This window comes from Enterobacter sp. HNDS-6, assembly GCF_039850505.1.
GTDB lineage: Bacteria > Pseudomonadota > Gammaproteobacteria > Enterobacterales > Enterobacteriaceae > Enterobacter > Enterobacter kobei.
In genome coordinates, this window is record NZ_CP156673.1 from 1,407,234 (window position 1) to 1,425,807 (window position 18,574).

23 protein-coding genes are annotated in these 18,574 nt (G+C 54.2%); 13 read left to right on the forward strand and 10 right to left on the reverse strand.

Going from position 1 to position 18,574, the window contains the following annotated elements:
• The first annotated feature begins 61 nt into the window (after positions 1-61).
• Together ispB and sfsB are read left to right on the forward strand one after the other, a co-directional pair.
• Complete coding sequence (gene ispB / locus ABFI50_RS06535) at positions 62-1,033, forward strand: octaprenyl diphosphate synthase (protein WP_014885383.1); 972 nt, start codon at positions 62-64, stop codon at positions 1,031-1,033.
• Positions 1,034-1,262: 229 nt separating this feature from the next.
• A complete protein-coding gene (gene sfsB / locus ABFI50_RS06540) occupies positions 1,263-1,550 on the forward strand; it encodes a DNA-binding transcriptional regulator SfsB (RefSeq protein ID WP_014885384.1) in 288 nt (95 codons plus the stop codon).
• Positions 1,551-1,611: 61 nt separating this feature from the next.
• On the opposite strand, the gene murA is transcribed toward sfsB, so the two are convergent.
• The 7 genes from murA to mlaF form a co-directional block, all read right to left on the reverse strand.
• On the reverse strand, positions 1,612-2,871 hold the full coding sequence (gene murA / locus ABFI50_RS06545) for a UDP-N-acetylglucosamine 1-carboxyvinyltransferase (protein ID WP_032635434.1): 1,260 nt from the start codon (positions 2,869-2,871) through the stop codon (positions 1,612-1,614).
• 50 nt (positions 2,872-2,921) lie between these two features.
• Complete coding sequence (gene ibaG / locus ABFI50_RS06550; protein WP_008501458.1) at positions 2,922-3,176, reverse strand: BolA family iron metabolism protein IbaG; 255 nt, start codon at positions 3,174-3,176, stop codon at positions 2,922-2,924.
• A gap of 126 nt (positions 3,177-3,302) precedes the next feature.
• Positions 3,303-3,596 carry a lipid asymmetry maintenance protein MlaB gene (gene mlaB, locus ABFI50_RS06555; protein ID WP_347485660.1) on the reverse strand — a complete coding sequence of 98 codons (294 nt, stop codon included), beginning with the start codon at positions 3,594-3,596 and terminating at the stop codon, positions 3,303-3,305.
• Positions 3,596-4,231, reverse strand: coding sequence for a phospholipid-binding protein MlaC (gene mlaC, locus ABFI50_RS06560; RefSeq protein ID WP_014885387.1), 636 nt, complete (start codon positions 4,229-4,231; stop codon positions 3,596-3,598). The genes mlaB and mlaC overlap by 1 nt, the downstream gene beginning before the upstream one ends.
• Positions 4,232-4,248: 17 nt before the next feature.
• Positions 4,249-4,797 (reverse strand): outer membrane lipid asymmetry maintenance protein MlaD, encoded by a 549-nt coding sequence (gene mlaD, locus ABFI50_RS06565; RefSeq protein ID WP_014885388.1) that lies wholly within the window; start codon positions 4,795-4,797, stop codon positions 4,249-4,251.
• 4 nt (positions 4,798-4,801) lie between these two features.
• The gene (mlaE, locus tag ABFI50_RS06570; protein WP_347485662.1) at positions 4,802-5,584 is read right to left on the reverse strand and encodes a lipid asymmetry maintenance ABC transporter permease subunit MlaE; all 783 of its coding nucleotides are present in this window, start codon (positions 5,582-5,584) and stop codon (positions 4,802-4,804) included.
• A 7-nt stretch (positions 5,585-5,591) separates the two neighbouring features.
• Entirely contained in the window at positions 5,592-6,404 is an 813-nt protein-coding gene (gene mlaF / locus ABFI50_RS06575; RefSeq protein WP_014885389.1) for a phospholipid ABC transporter ATP-binding protein MlaF, read from the reverse strand.
• 227 nt (positions 6,405-6,631) lie between these two features.
• On the opposite strand from mlaF, the gene ABFI50_RS06580 reads away from it, so the two are divergent.
• The 11 genes from ABFI50_RS06580 to npr all read left to right on the forward strand — a co-directional run bounded on the left by ABFI50_RS06580 (position 6,632) and on the right by npr (position 14,551).
• Entirely contained in the window at positions 6,632-7,609 is a 978-nt protein-coding gene (locus ABFI50_RS06580) for a calcium/sodium antiporter (protein ID WP_014885390.1), read from the forward strand.
• A 13-nt stretch (positions 7,610-7,622) separates the two neighbouring features.
• Positions 7,623-8,609, forward strand: a complete 987-nt coding sequence (kdsD, locus tag ABFI50_RS06585) for an arabinose-5-phosphate isomerase KdsD (RefSeq protein ID WP_014885391.1) — start codon at positions 7,623-7,625, stop codon at positions 8,607-8,609.
• Between the two features lie 14 nt (positions 8,610-8,623).
• Complete coding sequence (gene kdsC, locus ABFI50_RS06590) at positions 8,624-9,190, forward strand: 3-deoxy-manno-octulosonate-8-phosphatase KdsC (protein ID WP_023331400.1); 567 nt, start codon at positions 8,624-8,626, stop codon at positions 9,188-9,190.
• Positions 9,187-9,762 carry an LPS export ABC transporter periplasmic protein LptC gene (lptC, locus tag ABFI50_RS06595; RefSeq protein ID WP_014885393.1) on the forward strand — a complete coding sequence of 192 codons (576 nt, stop codon included), beginning with the start codon at positions 9,187-9,189 and terminating at the stop codon, positions 9,760-9,762. The genes kdsC and lptC overlap by 4 nt, the downstream gene beginning before the upstream one ends.
• Positions 9,731-10,285, forward strand: a complete 555-nt coding sequence (gene lptA, locus ABFI50_RS06600; protein WP_023331402.1) for a lipopolysaccharide ABC transporter substrate-binding protein LptA — start codon at positions 9,731-9,733, stop codon at positions 10,283-10,285. Before lptC ends, lptA begins: the two co-directional genes overlap by 32 nt.
• Before the next feature lie 6 nt (positions 10,286-10,291).
• Complete coding sequence (lptB, locus tag ABFI50_RS06605) at positions 10,292-11,017, forward strand: LPS export ABC transporter ATP-binding protein (protein ID WP_014885395.1); 726 nt, start codon at positions 10,292-10,294, stop codon at positions 11,015-11,017.
• 47 nt (positions 11,018-11,064) lie between these two features.
• Positions 11,065-12,498, forward strand: a complete 1,434-nt coding sequence (rpoN, locus tag ABFI50_RS06610; RefSeq protein WP_014885396.1) for an RNA polymerase factor sigma-54 — start codon at positions 11,065-11,067, stop codon at positions 12,496-12,498.
• 22 nt (positions 12,499-12,520) lie between these two features.
• Positions 12,521-12,808 carry a ribosome hibernation promoting factor gene (gene hpf / locus ABFI50_RS06615; RefSeq protein WP_014171818.1) on the forward strand — a complete coding sequence of 96 codons (288 nt, stop codon included), beginning with the start codon at positions 12,521-12,523 and terminating at the stop codon, positions 12,806-12,808.
• A gap of 82 nt (positions 12,809-12,890) precedes the next feature.
• Positions 12,891-13,382, forward strand: a complete 492-nt coding sequence (gene ptsN, locus ABFI50_RS06620) for a PTS IIA-like nitrogen regulatory protein PtsN (RefSeq protein ID WP_008501443.1) — start codon at positions 12,891-12,893, stop codon at positions 13,380-13,382.
• Positions 13,383-13,427: 45 nt separating this feature from the next.
• Positions 13,428-14,282: an RNase adapter RapZ gene (rapZ, locus tag ABFI50_RS06625; protein ID WP_014885397.1), complete on the forward strand. Its 855-nt coding sequence runs from the start codon at positions 13,428-13,430 to the stop codon at positions 14,280-14,282.
• Positions 14,279-14,551 carry a PTS phosphocarrier protein NPr gene (gene npr / locus ABFI50_RS06630; protein WP_003861872.1) on the forward strand — a complete coding sequence of 91 codons (273 nt, stop codon included), beginning with the start codon at positions 14,279-14,281 and terminating at the stop codon, positions 14,549-14,551. The genes rapZ and npr overlap by 4 nt, the downstream gene beginning before the upstream one ends.
• 38 nt (positions 14,552-14,589) lie before the next feature.
• Here npr and mtgA read toward each other — a convergent pair whose 3' ends face one another.
• From mtgA to arcB, 3 genes are all read right to left on the reverse strand, one after another.
• Complete coding sequence (gene mtgA, locus ABFI50_RS06635) at positions 14,590-15,315, reverse strand: monofunctional biosynthetic peptidoglycan transglycosylase (RefSeq protein ID WP_032635427.1); 726 nt, start codon at positions 15,313-15,315, stop codon at positions 14,590-14,592.
• Positions 15,312-15,965 (reverse strand): isoprenoid biosynthesis glyoxalase ElbB, encoded by a 654-nt coding sequence (gene elbB, locus ABFI50_RS06640; RefSeq protein WP_014885399.1) that lies wholly within the window; start codon positions 15,963-15,965, stop codon positions 15,312-15,314. The genes mtgA and elbB overlap by 4 nt, the downstream gene beginning before the upstream one ends.
• Positions 15,966-16,197: 232 nt before the next feature.
• Complete coding sequence (gene arcB, locus ABFI50_RS06645) at positions 16,198-18,531, reverse strand: aerobic respiration two-component sensor histidine kinase ArcB (protein WP_014885400.1); 2,334 nt, start codon at positions 18,529-18,531, stop codon at positions 16,198-16,200.
• Positions 18,532-18,574 lie beyond the last annotated feature (43 nt).

Consider the following 18,574-nt stretch of genomic DNA (forward strand, 5'->3'; position numbering starts at 1 on the left):
CGAAACCCTTCGTTACCCCATTGAAGATGGGATCAACAGGATGAAAAGCCCGGCTTTTGCGATGAATTTAGAAAAAATCAATGAGTTAACCGCGCAAGATATGGCGGGTGTGAATGCAGCAATCCTGGAGCAACTCAACTCTGACGTTCAGTTGATCAATCAGTTGGGCTATTACATTGTCAGCGGCGGCGGTAAACGCATTCGCCCGATGATTGCCATTCTGGCTGCCAGAGCCGTTGGCTATCAGGGAAATGCCCACGTCACGATCGCCGCACTGATCGAATTTATTCACACAGCGACGCTTCTGCATGACGATGTTGTGGATGAATCCGATATGCGTCGCGGTAAGGCCACGGCCAATGCCGCCTTCGGTAATGCCGCCAGCGTTCTGGTCGGGGATTTTATCTATACCCGCGCCTTCCAGATGATGACCAGCCTGGGCTCGCTGAAAGTGCTGGAAGTGATGTCAGAAGCCGTAAACGTCATCGCTGAAGGCGAAGTGCTGCAGCTGATGAACGTCAACGATCCGGATATTACTGAAGAAAACTACATGCGCGTCATCTACAGCAAAACAGCGCGCCTGTTTGAAGCGGCCGCGCAGTGCTCCGGCATTCTGGCTGGCTGTTCTGAGGCTCAGGAAAAAGGGCTCCAGGACTATGGTCGCTATCTGGGGACAGCCTTCCAGCTGATTGATGATTTGCTGGACTACAGTGCGGACGGCGAAACGCTCGGCAAAAACGTGGGCGATGACCTGAACGAAGGCAAACCGACCCTGCCGCTGCTCCATGCGATGCGCAACGGAACTGAAGACCAGGCGAAAATGATCCGTGAGGCGATCGAACAGGGAAATGGTCGCCATCTTCTGGAACCGGTACTGGAAACTATGGCGATCTGCGGTTCACTGGAATGGACGCGTCAGCGTGCCGAAGAAGAGGCTGATAAAGCCATCGCTGCCCTTCAGGTTATTCCAGACAGCCCGTGGCGTGATGCCCTTATTGGCCTTGCCCACATCGCTGTTCAACGCGATCGTTAATCCTTTCACACCTCCCCGTTTCCATCGCGGGGAGGTTCTAAAACACCCCAGTAAATTCCGTATTCATGTAAATTCATCGGTTTAGAGACCGCATGAATAAAGGCATGTCTTATTCTGAATATCCCTTCAAGTAACGCGAACTTTTTAGAACAAGAGTTTGAAATGGGTATAGTAAGCCAGTCGTTTCAGAAGAAACGGCGTAGGTGAATCCGCACTTAAGGACAGCGTTATGGATACGAAATTTATCGACTGGCATACGGCAGATATCATTGCGGCACTGCGCAAAAGAGGGACGTCACTGGCAGCAGAGTCCCGCCGCCATGGTCTGAGTTCTTCCACCCTGGCCAACGCCCTGACCCGCCCCTGGCCAAAGGGAGAATTAATTATCGCGACGGCGCTGGAAACGCACCCGTGGGTGATCTGGCCCTCGCGCTACCACGATCCCATTACCCATGAATTCATCGACAGAACGCGCATGATGCGCCAGAGAAAGTTAAAGAAAGAACCACAGGAATAACGCGCTTTTTAGCAGGAACAGCAACCCCCCGGTCATCTCTGGCAGGGGGCTGCCGGAACGATTACTCGCCCTTCACACGCTCGATATTGGCACCCAGCGCGCGCAGTTTGTCTTCGATACGCTCATAACCACGATCGATGTGGTAAATACGATCCACCACCGTGGTACCTTCCGCAATACACCCCGCCAGCACCAGGCTTGCAGACGCACGCAGATCGGTTGCCATCACCTGAGCACCTGACAGTTTCTCCACGCCGTGGCAAATCACGGTATTGCTCTCGATCTCAGCATGCGCACCCATACGGATCAGTTCCGGTACGTGCATAAAGCGGTTCTCGAAAATGGTCTCTGTGATGAAGCCTGTCCCTTCGGCAACCAGGTTCAACAGGGTGAACTGCGCCTGCATGTCCGTTGGGAACGCCGGATGCGGCGCCGTACGCACATTGACCGCTTTTGGACGCTGACCGTGCATATCAAGGCTGATCCAGTCTTCTCCGATTTCGATATCCGCGCCTGCATCACGCAGTTTCGCCAGCACCGCATCCAGGGTATCAGGCTGCGCGTTGCGACAAACAATCTTACCGCCAGAGATCGCTGCGGCCACCAGGAAGGTGCCGGTTTCGATACGGTCGGGCAGAACGCGATACACACCGCCGCCCAGACGCTCAACGCCTTCGATGGTGATACGGTCAGTACCCTGGCCGGAGATCTTCGCCCCCAGCGCCACGAGGAAGTTGGCAGTATCCACAATCTCAGGTTCACGCGCGGCGTTTTCGATGATGGTCGTGCCGTCTGCCAGCGTTGCCGCAGACATGATGGTGACGGTTGCGCCCACGCTCACTTTGTCCATGACAATGTGCGCGCCTTTCAGACGACCGTTGACGGAGGCTTTAACGTAACCTTCTTCCAGCTTGATCTCAGCGCCCAGTTTCTCCAGACCATAGATATGCAGATCAACCGGACGCGCACCGATGGCGCAACCGCCCGGCAGTGAAACCTGACCCTGACCAAAACGCGCCACCAGCGGGCCAAGCGCCCAGATGGATGCACGCATGGTTTTCACCAGATCGTAAGGCGCAGAGAAGTTGTTCACGTTGCTGGCATCGATCCAGACGGAACCGTTACGCTCAACTTTCGTGCCCAGCTGGGTGAGCAGCTTCATGGTGGTGTCGATATCTTTCAGCTTCGGTACGTTCTGAATTTCTACCGGCTCTTCCGCGAGCAGCGCAGCAAAGAGGATTGGCAGCGCGGCGTTTTTCGCGCCAGAAATTGTGACTTCGCCCTGGAGACGCGTTGGCCCCTGTACACGAAATTTATCCATTGTGTGCTCTCTTATAAATTCAACCGTGCTGCGGGCCTGTCGCCCTCAGCTCAAAAACCGTTTAGTTTGCGATCGCGTGCCCACTCTTGCGGGGTGAACGCTTTAATCGACAGGGCGTGGATGCGGTTATCCGCAATATATTCCATCAGCGGCGCGTACACAGCCTGCTGTTTCTTCACACGGCTCATACCGTCGAACATCTCACCCACAGCAATAACCTGAAAGTGACTGCCATCGCCAGTGACGTGGGCTTCCTGAAGGGAGAGTGCATTCATCAGCACTGTCTGGATTTCATGATTTTCCATGGGTTCTTAATCATCTGATAGTGAAAACAAGCCCAACATCTTAGAGCAAAGTGGCGTCGTCTTAAACAAGCAAAAAGCCCCGACGATGAAACTGTCAGGGCTTTCGGAAGTAACGCACTGAAAATATTAACGAGGCAGGACGTCCGGAGGCAAATTGTAGAGTTGGGCAAGGGTAACGACATTATCGCTCGCGCCATGAAGCCTGACGCTTGTCCCCTGCTTTTTACCCACAGCGACCAGATGGGCGAGCAGCGCAACACCTGCCGTATCCACCCGCGTGACGTCGGTTAAGTCGATGAGCGTCACGCCCTGCATCGCGTCGTGGCGTTTATTCCACAGTGGGTTCAGCAGGTCCTGATCAAGTTCACCGGACAGCTTTAACGTCTCACCTTCACGCGACCAGCTGAGTTGCTGCGACATTACTTTTTCTCGTCCAGAGTAATTTTCTGACGCGCAATAGACTGCAGTTGCGCGGTCAGGCCATCAATACCTTTGGTGCGCAGCAGGTCACTCCACTCGTTCTGTTTGGTGGTGATCATGCTTACCCCTTCGGCAATCATGTCATAGGCCTGCCAGTGCCCGGTCTGGCTGTTTTTACGCCACTGGAAATCCAGGCGCACCGGTGGACGGCCGTTAGGATCGTTGATCGTCACGCGGATAGGCACAATGGTGGCATCACCCAGCGGCTGCTCGGGAGCAATCTGATAGGTCTGGCCGTGGTACATCGCCAGCGCCTGACCATACGCCTGTTTCAGGTATTCACGGAACGCAGCAAAGTAGGCTTCACGCTGCGCAGGCGTCGCATCTTTGTAATAACGTCCCAGCACCAGCGCACCAGCATATTTGATCTGCACATAGGGCAGCAGTTCCTGGTCTACCACGTCACGCAGATAATCAGGATTCGCGCGAATTTTTGGTTGTTCGTTTTTGAGACGGTCGAAGGTTTTCTTCGCAGCTTCGTCCATCAATTTGTACGGGTTGCTTTGATCCGCAGCATGAGCCGCAGTCAGGGGAGCAATGACCAGCATGGCAACCATTAACAGTCGTTTAAACATGAATGACTTCTCCTGAATTAATTCGTCGCACCTGGGGTCGGCGCAGCGTTGGTATGGTCTTCACTCTGCGCAGGGGCATCGTCAGACTTTTTATCATCCCCTTTACTGTTGTAAAGGAACTGACCAATCATATCTTCCAGCACCATCGCGGACTTCGTATCCTGGATAACGCTACCGTCTTTAAGGATAGTCGTTCCAAGCTCAGGGTCTTCAAAGCCAACGTTGAGCGCCAGGTATTGCTCTCCCAGCAGGCCGGAAGTACGGATTGACAGGGAGCTGGTGTCCGGAATGTGGTTGTAACGCTCTTCGATATCCATCGCAACGCGCGGCAGATACGTTTTCTCATCAAGCGTTATGTCTGATACACGCCCGATAACAACGCCACCAATACGCACCGGTGAGCGCGCTTTCAGGCCGCCGATATTATCGAAGGTGGCATAGACACGGTATGTCGGCTCGGTGCGCACTGAGGTGATATCCGCCGCTCGCAGACAGATAAACAGTGCGGCCAGCAGCGCCAGCAGCAGAAACACGCCGACCCAAATTTCATTTTTTCTCGTTTGCATGAACTCAATTCCCAAACATCAGTGCGGTGAGCACAAAATCCAGACCCAGTACGGCCAGCGACGAATGTACGACAGTACGTGTAGTTGCACGGCTAATGCCCGCCGACGTCGGAATGGCATCATAACCATTGAACAAGGCGATCCAGGTGACCGTAATGGCAAATACCACGCTTTTAATCAGGCAGTTAACCAGATCCATTCGCAGATCGATGGCATCCTGCATGGCGGACCAGAAGAAACCGGCATCAATGCCTTTCCAGTGGACCCCCACCAGCGAACCACCCCAGATCCCCACGGCGACAAACAGAATAGTCAGTAGGGGTAACGAGATCACCCCCGCCCAGAAACGCGGAGAGATGACCCGACGCAGCGGGTCGACCGCCATCATCTCCATGCTGGAGAGTTGCTCGGTGGCGCGCATCAGGCCAATTTCTGCCGTGAGTGCTGACCCTGCACGACCGGCGAACAGCAGCGCCGCCACAACCGGCCCCAGTTCACGCAGTAGTGAGAGCGCCACCAGCATCCCGAGGCTGGTTTCCGCACTGTAGGTGGTCAGAACGAGGTAGCCCTGCAGCCCCAGCACCATACCGATAAACAGGCCGGAGACAATGATGATGAGCATCGACAGCACACCGACATTATAAAGCTGCCGCATCAGCAGAGGCGCGTGCTTGCGAAACTCCGGCTTGCCAACCAGCGCGTTGAATAACATTAATCCGGCACGCCCGAACGTCCTGATGGTTTTTATGCCACGGTGTCCAAGGGCGGCCAACGCATTTAACAGCATGAGTGGCTTAACTCCCTAATCCCAGTAAATCGTCACGATAATCGCCCGCCGGGTAGCGGAACGGTACGGGTCCGTCAGCAATACCATCGAGGAATTGCCGCACGCGCGGATCGCAATTTTCCTGAAGCGCCTGGGCGCTGCCGTGTGCGACGATCTTTTTGTCCGCCACGATATAGGCGTAATCGGCAATGCTCAACACTTCCGGTACATCGTGAGACACCACAATACAGGTTACGCCGAGCGCGCTATTTAGTTCAGAGATAAGCTTCACCAGCACGCCCATTGTGATGGGATCCTGTCCGACAAACGGTTCGTCGAACATGATTAAATCGGGTTCTAATGCAATGGCTCGCGCCAGTGCGGCACGTCGCGCCATCCCGCCAGACAGTTCTGAAGGCATCAGTTTCGCAGCCCCCCGTAGACCGACAGCTTCAAGCTTCATCATCACCGTGCTTTTCAGCAGTTCAGGCGGCAGGCTGGTATGTTCTCGCAGCGGATAAGCCACGTTATCAAAGACGTTCATGTCGGTGAACAGCGCCCCCGACTGAAAGAGCATACTCATACGTTTGCGGACAGTATACAGGCGCGAGCGCGACATCTCCGGGATGTTTTCGCCATCGAAGAGGATTTCACCGCTGTCAGGTGGGATCTGCCCACCAATAAGGCGCAGAAGGGTCGTTTTACCGATCCCGGACGGCCCCATGATGGCGGTGATTTTGCCACGCGGTACGGTCAACGAAATATCATCGAATATCAATCGATTACTACGCGAGAAACTCACACCGCGGACATCGACTAAATTCGCCATCGTTTGGCTCATTTATGGTTCCTTTCTTACCCTGCTCACGTTTAAGCGTGCAGCCTGAATCAGCCCTAAACTCAGCATTTTTACAGAATATTAGCCATTGAGGTTAGCGAAAGCTGGCATTTGTTTTACTTTTCCGGCGCATAAAGTCAAAATTAGGAATTCGTTACGCCTCAGACCGTATGCAGTCCAGCCATTCCCGCGCGATGGACCGACAAGTATACCTGAAGAAAGGACTTTTGATGCTTTTAGCAACAGCACTGTTAATAATTGGTTTACTTTTGGTGGTCTACAGTGCTGACCGTTTAGTGTTTGCTGCATCAATCCTGTGTCGCCTGACGGGCGTACCGCCGGTTGTCATCGGGATGACCGTTGTCAGTGTTGGCACGTCGCTTCCTGAAATCATCGTCTCTGTCTCGGCATCGTTGCACGGTCAGTTAGACCTTGCAATTGGCACCGCGATTGGCTCTAACATCGTCAACATCTTACTGATCCTGGGCCTGGCGGCGCTGCTCCATCCATTTCGCGTGCATTCTGATGTTCTGCGCCGGGAATTGCCGCTAATGTTAATCGTAAGTCTGCTGGCAGGCTGCGTATTTTATGATGGCGTACTGAGCTACAGCGACGGCATTTTCCTGCTGGCGCTAGCCGTCATTTGGCTGCTGTATAGTGTTAAAATCGCCCGCCAGGCTGAGAAACTGGGTCATGACAGCCTCACGCGTGAGCAGGTCGCCGAGCTCCCGCGCGAAGGTACGCTACCGGTCGCTCTGCTCTGGCTTGGCGTCGCGCTGATTATTATGCCGATGGCAACGCGCATGGTCGTGGATAACGCGACGGTGCTGGCGAACTTTTTCGCCATGAGTGAACTGACGATTGGCCTGACGGTGATTGCTATCGGCACCAGCCTGCCGGAGCTGGCCACCGCCATTGCGGGGGCACGTAAAGGGGAAGATGACATTGCCATTGGTAATATCATCGGTTCCAACATATTTAATATCGCGATTGTGATGGGTCTGCCGGCCCTGATTACGCCAGGGCCCTTCAACCCTCTGGCATTCTCTCGCGATTACGGAGTGATGTTGCTGGTCAGCGTGATATTCGCCCTGCTCTGCTGGCGGCGGCAACGACAGATCGGCAAAGGCGCAGGTGCGCTGCTGACAGGTGGATTTATCGTATGGATGGCGATGCTGTACTGGCTCTCGCCTCTTCTCTCTGGGTAAACGGAAACGCATTATGTCGCAAATAGAATTGCAGCCGGGTTTTGACTTTCAGAAAGCAGGCAAAGACGTTCTGGAGATTGAACGTGAAGGTCTGGCGCAGTTAGATCAGTACATTAATCAGGATTTTAGTCTGGCCTGTGAGAAGATGTTTTACTGTGCCGGTAAAGTCGTGGTGATGGGGATGGGCAAATCCGGTCATATTGGCCGCAAAATGGCGGCAACGTTTGCCAGCACCGGAACCTCCTCCTTCTTTGTCCACCCGGGAGAAGCCGCACACGGCGACCTGGGGATGGTCACGCCGCAGGATGTTGTCATCGCGCTGTCCAACTCCGGTGAATCCAATGAAATCCTGGCGCTAATCCCGGTACTGAAGCGTCTGCAGGTGCCGCTGATTTGCATGACCAGCCGCCCGGAAAGCAGCATGGCGCGTGCAGCCGATATTCACCTGTGCGTAAAAGTACCCAAAGAAGCCTGTCCTCTCGGTCTGGCGCCAACTTCCAGTACCACCGCGGCCCTGGTCATGGGCGATGCACTTGCCGTTGCGTTGCTGGAAGCGCGTGGTTTTACGCCGGAGGACTTCGCGCTTTCCCACCCGGGTGGCGCGCTGGGGCGCAAGCTGCTGCTTCGGGTAAACGACATTATGCACACCGGGGATGAGATCCCTCACGTCAGTAAAGAGGCCTCCCTGCGTGATGCGCTGCTGGAAATCACCCGCAAGAATCTGGGCATGACGGTCGTGTGTGACGACCTGATGAAAATTCAGGGGATCTTCACCGATGGCGACCTGCGTCGCGTGTTCGACATGGGTGTAGATGTCCGTACACTTGGCATTGCCGATGTCATGACGCCCGGCGGGATTCGCGTGCGTCCGGGTACGCTGGCCGTGGATGTGCTGAACCTGATGCAGTCCCGCCATATCACCTCCGTTATGGTTGCCGATGGCGACCAGTTGCTGGGTGTGGTACATATGCATGATCTGCTGCGCGCAGGCGTAGTGTAATGAAGGATAAGACAATGAGTAATGCGGGTGCATCCCTTGCAACCTGTTATGGACCGGTTAGTACCCAGATGATGGCAAAGGCGGAAAATATTCGTCTGCTCATCCTTGATGTCGATGGCGTACTCTCCGATGGCCTGATTTACATGGGCAATCATGGCGAAGAGCTGAAAGCGTTTAACGTCCGCGATGGCTACGGAATTCGCTGCGCGCTCACCTCGGGTATTGAGGTGGCTATCATCACCGGGCGGAAAGCTAAACTGGTAGAAGACCGCTGTGAAACCTTAGGGATTACCCATCTGTATCAGGGGCAATCCGATAAAATGGCAGCGTTCAACGATTTACTGGGTAAACTGGCGATCGCGCCGGAAAACGTGGCCTATGTCGGGGACGATTTGATTGACTGGCCAGTGATGGCTGAAGTCGGTCTCAGCATTGCGGTTGCTGACGCTCACCCGTTGCTGCTCCCACGCGCTGACTACGTTACCCACATCAACGGTGGCCGCGGTGCCGTACGTGAAGTCTGCGACCTGCTTCTGCTGGCGCAGGGCAAGCTTGATGAGGCCAAAGGGCAATCAATATGAGTAAAACCAGACGTTGGGTTATCATTCTGCTTTCGCTTGTCGCACTGGTATTGATTGGCGTGAACCTGGCCGATCGCGACGATACGCAAAAGGAAGTGATCAACAATAACGATCCAACCTACAAAAGCGATCACAGCGACACCGTGGTCTATAGCCCGGAAGGTGCGCTGAACTATCGCCTGGTTGCCCAGCATGTGGAATATTTTTCCGATGAGGGCGTTTCGTGGTTTACCCAACCCGTCATGACCACATTCGATAAAGACAAAGTGCCGACGTGGTCAATTAAGTCAGATCGGGCCAAACTGACAAATGACCGTATGCTTTATCTGTATGGCCACGTTGAAGTCAACGCCCTGACCGCTGACTCGCAACTGCGGAAAATTACGACCGATAATGCCCAGATCAACCTGGTAACCCAGGACGTGACCTCGCAGGATCTGGTCACACTGTATGGCACAACATTTAATTCCAGCGGTTTAAGAATGCGCGGGAACTTACGCAGCAAGAACGCCGAGCTGATTGAAAAGGTTAGAACCTCCTATGAAATTCAAAACAAACAAACTCAGCCTTAAAGTAATTATCGCCAGCGCGATGCTGGCGGCCAGTCTCCCCGCGCTTGCTGTAACGGGTGATACCGACCAGCCGATCCACATCGAGTCTGACACTCAGTCCCTCGATATGCAGGGTAACGTCGTCACCTTCACGGGTAACGTCGTGATGACGCAGGGCACCATCAAAATTAACGCTGATAAAGTGGTCGTTACCCGTCCGGGTGGCGAGCAGGGCAAAGAGATCATTGATGGTTACGGCAACCCGGCCACCTTCTACCAGATGCAGGACAACGGCAAGCCGGTGAAAGGCCGCGCCTCGCATATGCACTATGAGCTGGCGAAAGACCTGGTTATCCTGACCGGAAACGCGTATCTGGAACAGCTGGACAGCAACATTACCGGCGACAAGATCACCTATCTGGTGAAAGAGCAAAAAATGCAGGCCTCCAGCGAGAAAGGCAAACGCGTAACCACCGTGCTGGTTCCGTCTCAGCTGCAGGATAAAGGCAAGGGTCAGGCCCCGGCACAGAAGAAGAGTAACTAATTCGTTATGGCAACATTAACTGCAAAAAATCTCGCGAAGGCCTATAAGGGCCGCCGTGTCGTAGAAGATGTCAGTCTGACCGTCAACTCCGGCGAAATTGTGGGCCTGCTTGGCCCTAACGGTGCGGGTAAAACCACCACCTTCTACATGGTGGTTGGCATTGTCCCGCGTGATGCCGGCAACATCATCATCGATGATGAAGACATCAGCCTGCTGCCACTGCACGCGCGCGCGCGTCGTGGCATCGGCTATCTGCCGCAGGAAGCCTCTATTTTCCGCCGTCTGAGCGTCTTTGATAACCTGATGGCGGTTCTGCAAATTCGTGACGACCTGACCAGCGAACAGCGTCAGGATCGCGCCAACGAGCTGATGGAAGAGTTTCACATCGAGCACCTGCGCGACAGCCTGGGTCAGGCATTGTCCGGCGGTGAACGCCGTCGTGTTGAGATTGCGCGCGCGCTGGCTGCAAACCCGAAATTTATCCTTCTGGATGAACCGTTTGCAGGTGTTGACCCAATCTCCGTCATCGACATTAAACGTATCATTGAGCATCTGCGTGACAGCGGGCTTGGCGTGCTGATCACCGACCACAACGTGCGTGAAACGCTTGCCGTCTGTGAGCGCGCGTACATTGTGAGCCAGGGCAATCTTATCGCCCACGGTACGCCGCAGCAGATCCTCGAAAACGATCATGTTAAGCGCGTCTATCTTGGGGAAGACTTCAGACTCTGATAGGGTAGAGGTAACGTAACGCCGAACCGGAGAAAAATGCTCTGAACATGAAGCAAGGTTTGCAATTAAGGCTCAGCCAACAACTGGCGATGACGCCGCAGTTACAGCAGGCAATTCGTCTGTTGCAACTGTCCACCTTAGAACTCCAGCAGGAGCTCCAGCAAGCGCTGGACAGCAATCCCCTGCTGGAGCAAGCCGATCTTCATGATGAGGTAGATACACAGCAGTCCCAGGATACAGAATCGCTCGACACCGCAGATGCGCTCGAACAAAAAGAGATGCCGGACGAGCTTCCTCTGGATGCCAGCTGGGATGAAATTTATACCGCCGGCACCCCTTCCGGTACGCGTGCAGACTACCAGGACGATGAGCTACCGGTTTATCAGGGCGAAACCACCCAGTCGCTGCAGGATTACCTGATGTGGCAGGTGGAGCTGACCCCGTTCTCCGATACCGATCGTGCCATTGCCACCTCCATTGTCGACGCCGTTGATGACACCGGCTATCTGACCGTCACGCTGGACGACATTCTGGAGAGCATGGGCGATGAAGAGATTGAGCTGGAAGAGATTGAAGCCGTTCTGAAACGTATTCAGCGTTTCGATCCCGTAGGCGTGGCAGCGAAAGATCTGCGCGACTGCCTGCTGATCCAGCTTTCTCAGTTCAGCAAAGAGACGCCATGGCTCGACGAAGCACGCTTAATCATCAGCGATCATCTGGATCTTCTCGCTAACCACGACTTTCGTAGCCTGATGCGCGTTACGCGCCTCAAAGAAGAGGTGCTGAAAGAGGCGGTGAATCTGATTCAGTCGCTCGATCCGCGGCCTGGTCAGTCGATCCAGACCAGTGAACCCGAGTACGTGATCCCGGACGTGCTGGTCAGAAAACATAACGACCGCTGGGTCGTTGAACTGAACTCTGACAGCATCCCTCGCCTGCAAATCAACCAGCAGTACGCCTCCATGTGCACCAGCGCGCGCAACGACGCCGATAATCAATATATTCGTAGCAACCTTCAGGAAGCGCGATGGTTGATCAAGAGTCTGGAGAGCCGAAATGATACCCTGCTTCGCGTGAGCCGCTGTATCGTCGAACAGCAGCAGGCATTCTTTGAGCAGGGCGAAGAATATATGAAACCGATGGTACTGGCGGATATCGCTCAGGCCGTCGAGATGCATGAATCAACCATTTCCCGCGTCACCACGCAGAAGTATCTGCACAGTCCGCGCGGTATTTTTGAGCTTAAGTATTTCTTCTCCAGCCACGTGAGTACCGAGGGCGGCGGCGAAGCGTCGTCAACGGCGATTCGCGCACTGGTGAAGAAGTTGATCGCCGCGGAGAACCCCGCGAAGCCACTGAGTGACAGTAAGTTAACCACCATGCTGTCCGATCAGGGTATTATGGTGGCACGTCGTACTGTTGCGAAGTATCGAGAGTCTTTATCCATTCCGCCGTCAAACCAGCGTAAACAACTGGTCTGACACAACCGATAAGGAAGACACTATGCAGCTCAATATCACAGGACACAATGTCGAGATTACTGAGGCCTTACGTGATTTTGTGAACGCTAAGTTCGCGAAACTCGAGCAGTATTTCGAAAGGATCAACCAGGTCTACGTTGTGTTGAAAGTGGAGAAAGTGACTCATATCTCGGATGCGACCCTGCATGTAAACGGGGGTGAACTCCATGCCAGTGCGGAAGGGCAAGACATGTACGCTGCTATCGACGGCTTGATTGATAAGCTTGCGCGACAGCTCAATAAACATAAAGATAAACTGAAACAACACTAATTGTCCGGGCAGTTAACGGGTGCAGGACGGCCTGTTGTGAAAAACAACAGGCCATTTGTACAGTTAGCGCTTAGGTGAAATTATGATGAACAACGATTCCGCTCTTCAACTGAGCAATGTCCTTAACCAGGAATGTACCCGCAGTGCCGTTCACTGCCAGAGCAAAAAACGTGCGCTGGAGATCATCAGTGAACTGGCTGCAAAACAGCTGGGCCTGCCGCCGCAAGTGGTGTTCGAAGCGATCCTGACCCGTGAAAAGATGGGCAGTACCGGTATCGGCAACGGCATCGCGATCCCGCACGGCAAACTGGAAGAGGACACCCTGCGTGCCGTCGGTGTGTTTGTGCAACTGGAAACGCCAATTGCCTTTGATGCCATTGATAATCAGCCCGTCGATCTCCTCTTCGCGCTGCTGGTTCCTGCCGACCAGACCAAAACCCATCTGCACACGCTTTCGCTGGTCGCTAAACGTCTGGCCGATAAAACCATCTGCCGTCGACTGCGCTCAGCCCAAAGTGATGAAGAGCTTTATCAGATTATCACTGAAGCAGAAGGCAATCAGGATGACGCGTAACCAGGAGATGGCCTTCACATCTGTTGTCCTGAGGAGAAACGGAACATGGTGCTGATGATTGTCAGCGGTCGTTCAGGGTCGGGGAAATCCGTTGCCCTGCGCGCGCTGGAAGACATGGGTTTTTACTGCGTAGATAACCTGCCGGTGGTGTTATTGCCCGATCTGGCGCGTACCCTGGCGGAGAGACAAACCTCTGCTGCCGTCAGTATCGACGTTCGTAACATGCCCGAGTCGCCTGAAATCTTCGAGCAGGCAATGAGTAACCTGCCTGACGCATTCTCGCCTCAGCTGCTGTTTCTCGATGCCGATCGCAATACCCTGATCCGCCGCTACAGCGATACCCGGCGTTTGCACCCGCTTTCCAGTAAAAATCTCTCGCTGGAAAGCGCCATCGACGAAGAGAGCGATCTGCTGGAACCGCTGCGTTCACGCGCCGACCTGATTGTCGATACCTCAGAGATGTCCGTTCATGAACTGGCGGAAATGCTGCGTACCCGCCTGCTGGGCAAACGCGAGCGCGAACTGACGATGGTGTTCGAATCCTTTGGCTTTAAGCACGGTATTCCGATTGATGCGGACTATGTTTTCGATGTGCGCTTCCTGCCGAACCCGCACTGGGATCCTAAACTGCGTCCTATGACCGGCCTGGATAAACCCGTTGCGGCGTTCCTCGACAGGCACACAGAAGTTCACAATTTTATCTACCAGACGCGAAGCTACCTTGAGCTATGGTTACCTATGCTGGAGACAAACAATCGTAGCTACCTGACGGTGGCGATTGGCTGTACCGGCGGTAAACATCGTTCGGTCTACATTGCCGAACAGCTGGCCGACTATTTCCGCTCGCGCGGCAAGAACGTTCAGTCCCGTCATCGCACGCTGGAAAAACGTAAAACATGACCGTAAAACAAACCGTTGAGATCACCAACAAGCTGGGAATGCACGCACGCCCGGCGATGAAACTGTTTGAGCTGATGCAGGGTTTTGATGCAGAAGTTCTGTTGCGCAATGATGAAGGCACCGAAGCGGAAGCGAACAGCGTTATCGCCCTGCTGATGCTGGATTCTGCCAAAGGGCGCCAGATTGAGGTCGAAGCCACCGGCCCTCAGGAAGAGGAAGCGCTGGCGGCGGTGATTGCGCTGTTTAATGCCGGGTTTGACGAAGATTAGGTCTGCCATTCTGGCGGGTGGCGCTGCGCTTACCCGCCCTACATCAGATGATTACGCTGCATAAACCCCTCTCCACCCAGCTGTCGCATCTGACGCATGATCCACGCCTGACGGCTTCGCACGTAGCCTGATGGGGCACTGGCCTTAAAGCGAAGAGGATTAGGCAGTACAGCGGCTAACAGCGCGGCCTCCGACATGCTTAGCCTGCTGGCAGGTTTATTAAAATAGCGTTGTGATGCAGCTTCGACACCAAATACCCCCTCCCCAAACTCGGCAATATTGAGATAGACGGTCAGAATGCGCTTTTTGCTCCAGACTGTTTCCATTCCCAGGGTCAGCCCCGCTTCCAGCCCTTTTCGCACCCAGCTTCGGCCATCCCACAGGAAAAGATTTTTTGCCGTCTGTTGCGACAGGGTAGACGCACCGCGCACGCGATTTTCATGGCGTTCGTTATGGGCAAGCGCCTTTTCAATCGCGGCCACATCGAACCCCCAGTGCTCCGGGAACTTCTGATCTTCCGCCGCGATGACTGCCAGCCCCATCCACGGTGAGATCTCGTCCGTACTCACCCAGTCAGAATGCGCGACATAGCCAAAATCACCGGAGAACCACGCGCTGAGCTGACGCTCAACCATAACGGCTGAAAACGGTACTGGCAAAATGCTGAACACGGCCAGTCCGCCTCCCCAGAACACCGCCAGCACGAGTACGATGCGCAAAAGAAGGTATTTCACCCATTTTCCTGCGGAAGACTGTCGCCTCATTCCGTCAGCACCAGTACCCGGGCTACCAGTTTTTCAATACCCTCAGCCGCTTGCGCGATATTCTGCGCCAGCATGTACGCGGGCGTGGTGACGATTTTGTTCTCTTCATCCACGACAATGTCATCGACCGGGCACGGAACATGTTCGCCACCCATCTCCTCGATGACCTCAGCAGTGTCGATATCGGTCCCGATTGTCAGCCGTAACGGGAAATCAAAAATGTTTGGCAGCATGGCCGGTGCAATGCAGATAAAGCCCAGCGGCTTACCCGCCGCATGCATCGCCTGCGCCAGCGCTTTTAAATCCGCGTCCACCTTGCAAGCCGCGCCTTCAGCAGCAAAAGTGCTGAGATTTTTCGCGGCACCGAAGCCACCCGGCACAATGAGCGCATCCAGTTCAGCAGCATTTGCCTGGGCCAGCGGACGAATTTCTCCCCGGGCAATACGCGCGGCTTCAATCAACACATTACGGGTTTCGGCCATTGGCTCGCCGGTCAGATGGTTAATGACATCCGCCTGATTTTTATCTGGCGCAAAACACATCACCTCTGCGCCCTGTTTTGCCAGAGCCAGTAGGGTAATTACGGCTTCATGTATCTCTGAGCCATCATAAACACCGCATCCGCTCAGGACGACACCCATTTTTTTCATCTTGACGATCCTTCTTTGCAACTTGCTGAAGCACATTAATAATTTTGATTAAAACGCTATGCTTCACACATTTCACTGATTCATGTAACAAACCATTTAAGATTTGCTATCTTATCTGCGTGCGGCCTAAATTTTTCAGGCGGCGCCCATTCGAAAATAACGTTTAAAAACAGGCGCAGCCACGATTTCCCTGGTGTTGGCGCAGTATTCGCGCACCCCGGTTAAACCGGGGTCATTTTTTTCTGGCGTCCACCCAGGCTTTAAGCACCGCCACATCGTTCTGCCACTCTTGTTTCATCTCTTCAACCCAATCACCCACGTTATCTTCCCAGGCGGGTAAATCAGGCGACTGAATCTGTTGGCCCAGCTGCTGCAGGTGGCGTAACCCGACCGAGCCGGCGGCTCCTTTGATTTTATGCCCTTCTTCCACGATGCCCTTCTGGTCCCGTGCCGTCAGGTTTGACTCCAGCACGCTCAGATAGCCCGGCATCATTTTTTCAAACACAGCCAGACCGTCGGTAATCAGTTTCGGGCCGACCAGGTCAATGTACTGCTCCAGCATCGCGGTATCGAGTATCGTTTGGGCTTTTGCGCTATCAACAGACGTCATGGTGCTCTCCTCTTCATCACGGGTATCCCAGAACTTCTTGATCATGGCGGTCAGAGCAGGCACCGCCAGCGGCTTGCTGAGTACATCGTCCATACCGGCGTCGAGATACTCTTTTTTGTCTTTCAGTACGTTTGCCGTTAGCGCCACCAGCGGCGGCAGTTCGTCAGCCGCGTACTGACGCGTCAGTTCACGCGAGATATCCAGCCCGGTCATATCCGGCAACTGGATATCCAGCAGAACGAGGTCATATTCGCCCGGTGTAAACATCTCCAGCGCGGCTTTACCGGTCATTGCCACATCCACGCTGTTGCCCAGTTTTTCCAGCACCGAGCGCGCCACAATGACGTTCAGCTCAATATCTTCCACCAGCAGGACGTGCAGGGCTGGCAGCGGCATATCGTCGTTTTCAAAGGTATCCTCAACTTCTTCCGCCACCGCTGGCGCATGCACCGTCAGCGTAAAGGTTGATCCTTTGCCCGGCTGGCTGGCAACGGTAATATCACCGCCCATGCTCTTCGCCAGCCGTTTAGACACCGCCAGGCCAATACCGGTCCCGGTGGCAGGTTTTCCGCCGTTGCTGTCTTTCACCTGGTAGTACATCGCGAAAATTTTGTCCTGCTCTTCCTGTGGAATACCGATCCCGGAGTCCTCCACCTCGAAGTGCAGCATGTCGCCTGCGTCATAGCGGATACGCACCGCCACCTGCCCTTTCTGGGTAAATTTCACCGCGTTGCTGATCAGGTTCCACAGGATCTGGCGCAACCGCGTACCGTCGGTAACCACTTTATGCGGCAGCGGCAGGGTGGGCTCCATGACGAACCTCAGCCCTTTCTGCTGCGCCTGAAGACCAGACAGATTTTCCAGATCGGCAAGGAAACTGGTGAAATCAATCGGCTGGTTATCAAGCTGAACCTTACGGCGTTCCATCTTATCCATATCGATAATATCGTTGAAGATATTACCCAGCGTAACCGCCGAGACATGAATTGTTTTCAGGTACTTTTCCTGCTCTGCAGTGAGATCGGTATCCAGCAGAATACGGCTCAGCCCTACAATGCCATTGAGCGGCGTACGCAGTTCGTGGCTAATGGTGGAAATAAAGGTAGTTTTATCGCGGCTGGCGCGCTCCAGGGCATCCTGATAGCGCTTACGCTCGGTGATATCGCGGCCGAAGCCCATCAGGCCGTGGCGTTTCCCTACGCGGTCATAATAGGGCACCTTACGGATCTCAAAGCAGGCTTTGCGGCCATCCGGATAATCCAGCCACTGCTCGTAGGTCAGCGAGACGTTATGGCGGAACACTTTTTCGTCCGTTTCCATAACCTTGGCGGCCGCCTCCTCAGAGTAAACGTCCTGTGGCTTCAGATGAATCAACTGCTTCTCGCTTTTGCCGGTCAGGAGTTCCATCGCCCGGTTACAGCCGGAAAACTCTTTATCTTCGTTGCGGTAGAACACCAGATCCGGCGAAGCATCCAGGAACGAACGCAGGAAAGAGGATTGCTGCTCAAGCTGGATCTGCGTCACCTCGCGCTCTTTCATTTCAACTTTCAGCTGTTCCAGCGTGGCCTGACGCTCCGCCTCCGCCTTCTCACGATCTGAAATTTCCTGATTCAGCTGCGCAATATTGTCTTTAAGCTGAACGTTGAGTTTCAGATCGCGCTCGCGCATCTCCTCCAGTTTATCCACCAGTTTTGACAAGCGCTGACGAGACTCCTCAAGCTGTTCAACCACGACGGAAAGGAAATAGACGGCCCAGGGGGTAATAAGCAAGCCAAAGAAGATAGAGCGGATGACGTCGATACTCTCGACCTGGCCATGCAGAACCATGGTGACGGCCATTTGCACGACAATGGCCAGAACGACCAGCGCCAGCGCCAGCAGCATGGAGAAACGCACCAGCCCAAGCTTCATCATCAGGTCGACGTAATACTGGGCAAGCATTCGAATTTGCTTCATAGAGGATCCCTTCACGACTTTATCGCTCAATAATACTCAAATT

Excerpts from the sequence above, each read along its gene's own strand:
- ispB (WP_014885383.1), top strand. The coding sequence starts at position 62 with ATGAATTTAGAAAAAATCAATGAGTTAACCGCGCAAGATATGGCGGGT.
- sfsB (WP_014885384.1), top strand. The coding sequence starts at position 1,263 with ATGGATACGAAATTTATCGACTGGCATACGGCAGATATCATTGCGGCA.
- murA (WP_032635434.1), bottom strand. The coding sequence starts at position 2,871 with ATGGATAAATTTCGTGTACAGGGGCCAACGCGTCTCCAGGGCGAAGTC.
- ibaG (WP_008501458.1), bottom strand. The coding sequence starts at position 3,176 with ATGGAAAATCATGAAATCCAGACAGTGCTGATGAATGCACTCTCCCTT.
- mlaB (WP_347485660.1), bottom strand. The coding sequence starts at position 3,596 with ATGTCGCAGCAACTCAGCTGGTCGCGTGAAGGTGAGACGTTAAAGCTG.
- mlaC (WP_014885387.1), bottom strand. The coding sequence starts at position 4,231 with ATGTTTAAACGACTGTTAATGGTTGCCATGCTGGTCATTGCTCCCCTG.
- mlaD (WP_014885388.1), bottom strand. The coding sequence starts at position 4,797 with ATGCAAACGAGAAAAAATGAAATTTGGGTCGGCGTGTTTCTGCTGCTG.
- mlaE (WP_347485662.1), bottom strand. The coding sequence starts at position 5,584 with ATGCTGTTAAATGCGTTGGCCGCCCTTGGACACCGTGGCATAAAAACC.
- mlaF (WP_014885389.1), bottom strand. The coding sequence starts at position 6,404 with ATGAGCCAAACGATGGCGAATTTAGTCGATGTCCGCGGTGTGAGTTTC.
- ABFI50_RS06580 (WP_014885390.1), top strand. The coding sequence starts at position 6,632 with ATGCTTTTAGCAACAGCACTGTTAATAATTGGTTTACTTTTGGTGGTC.
- kdsD (WP_014885391.1), top strand. The coding sequence starts at position 7,623 with ATGTCGCAAATAGAATTGCAGCCGGGTTTTGACTTTCAGAAAGCAGGC.
- kdsC (WP_023331400.1), top strand. The coding sequence starts at position 8,624 with ATGAGTAATGCGGGTGCATCCCTTGCAACCTGTTATGGACCGGTTAGT.
- lptC (WP_014885393.1), top strand. The coding sequence starts at position 9,187 with ATGAGTAAAACCAGACGTTGGGTTATCATTCTGCTTTCGCTTGTCGCA.
- lptA (WP_023331402.1), top strand. The coding sequence starts at position 9,731 with ATGAAATTCAAAACAAACAAACTCAGCCTTAAAGTAATTATCGCCAGC.
- lptB (WP_014885395.1), top strand. The coding sequence starts at position 10,292 with ATGGCAACATTAACTGCAAAAAATCTCGCGAAGGCCTATAAGGGCCGC.
- rpoN (WP_014885396.1), top strand. The coding sequence starts at position 11,065 with ATGAAGCAAGGTTTGCAATTAAGGCTCAGCCAACAACTGGCGATGACG.
- hpf (WP_014171818.1), top strand. The coding sequence starts at position 12,521 with ATGCAGCTCAATATCACAGGACACAATGTCGAGATTACTGAGGCCTTA.
- ptsN (WP_008501443.1), top strand. The coding sequence starts at position 12,891 with ATGATGAACAACGATTCCGCTCTTCAACTGAGCAATGTCCTTAACCAG.
- rapZ (WP_014885397.1), top strand. The coding sequence starts at position 13,428 with ATGGTGCTGATGATTGTCAGCGGTCGTTCAGGGTCGGGGAAATCCGTT.
- npr (WP_003861872.1), top strand. The coding sequence starts at position 14,279 with ATGACCGTAAAACAAACCGTTGAGATCACCAACAAGCTGGGAATGCAC.
- mtgA (WP_032635427.1), bottom strand. The coding sequence starts at position 15,315 with ATGAGGCGACAGTCTTCCGCAGGAAAATGGGTGAAATACCTTCTTTTG.
- elbB (WP_014885399.1), bottom strand. The coding sequence starts at position 15,965 with ATGAAAAAAATGGGTGTCGTCCTGAGCGGATGCGGTGTTTATGATGGC.
- arcB (WP_014885400.1), bottom strand. The coding sequence starts at position 18,531 with ATGAAGCAAATTCGAATGCTTGCCCAGTATTACGTCGACCTGATGATG.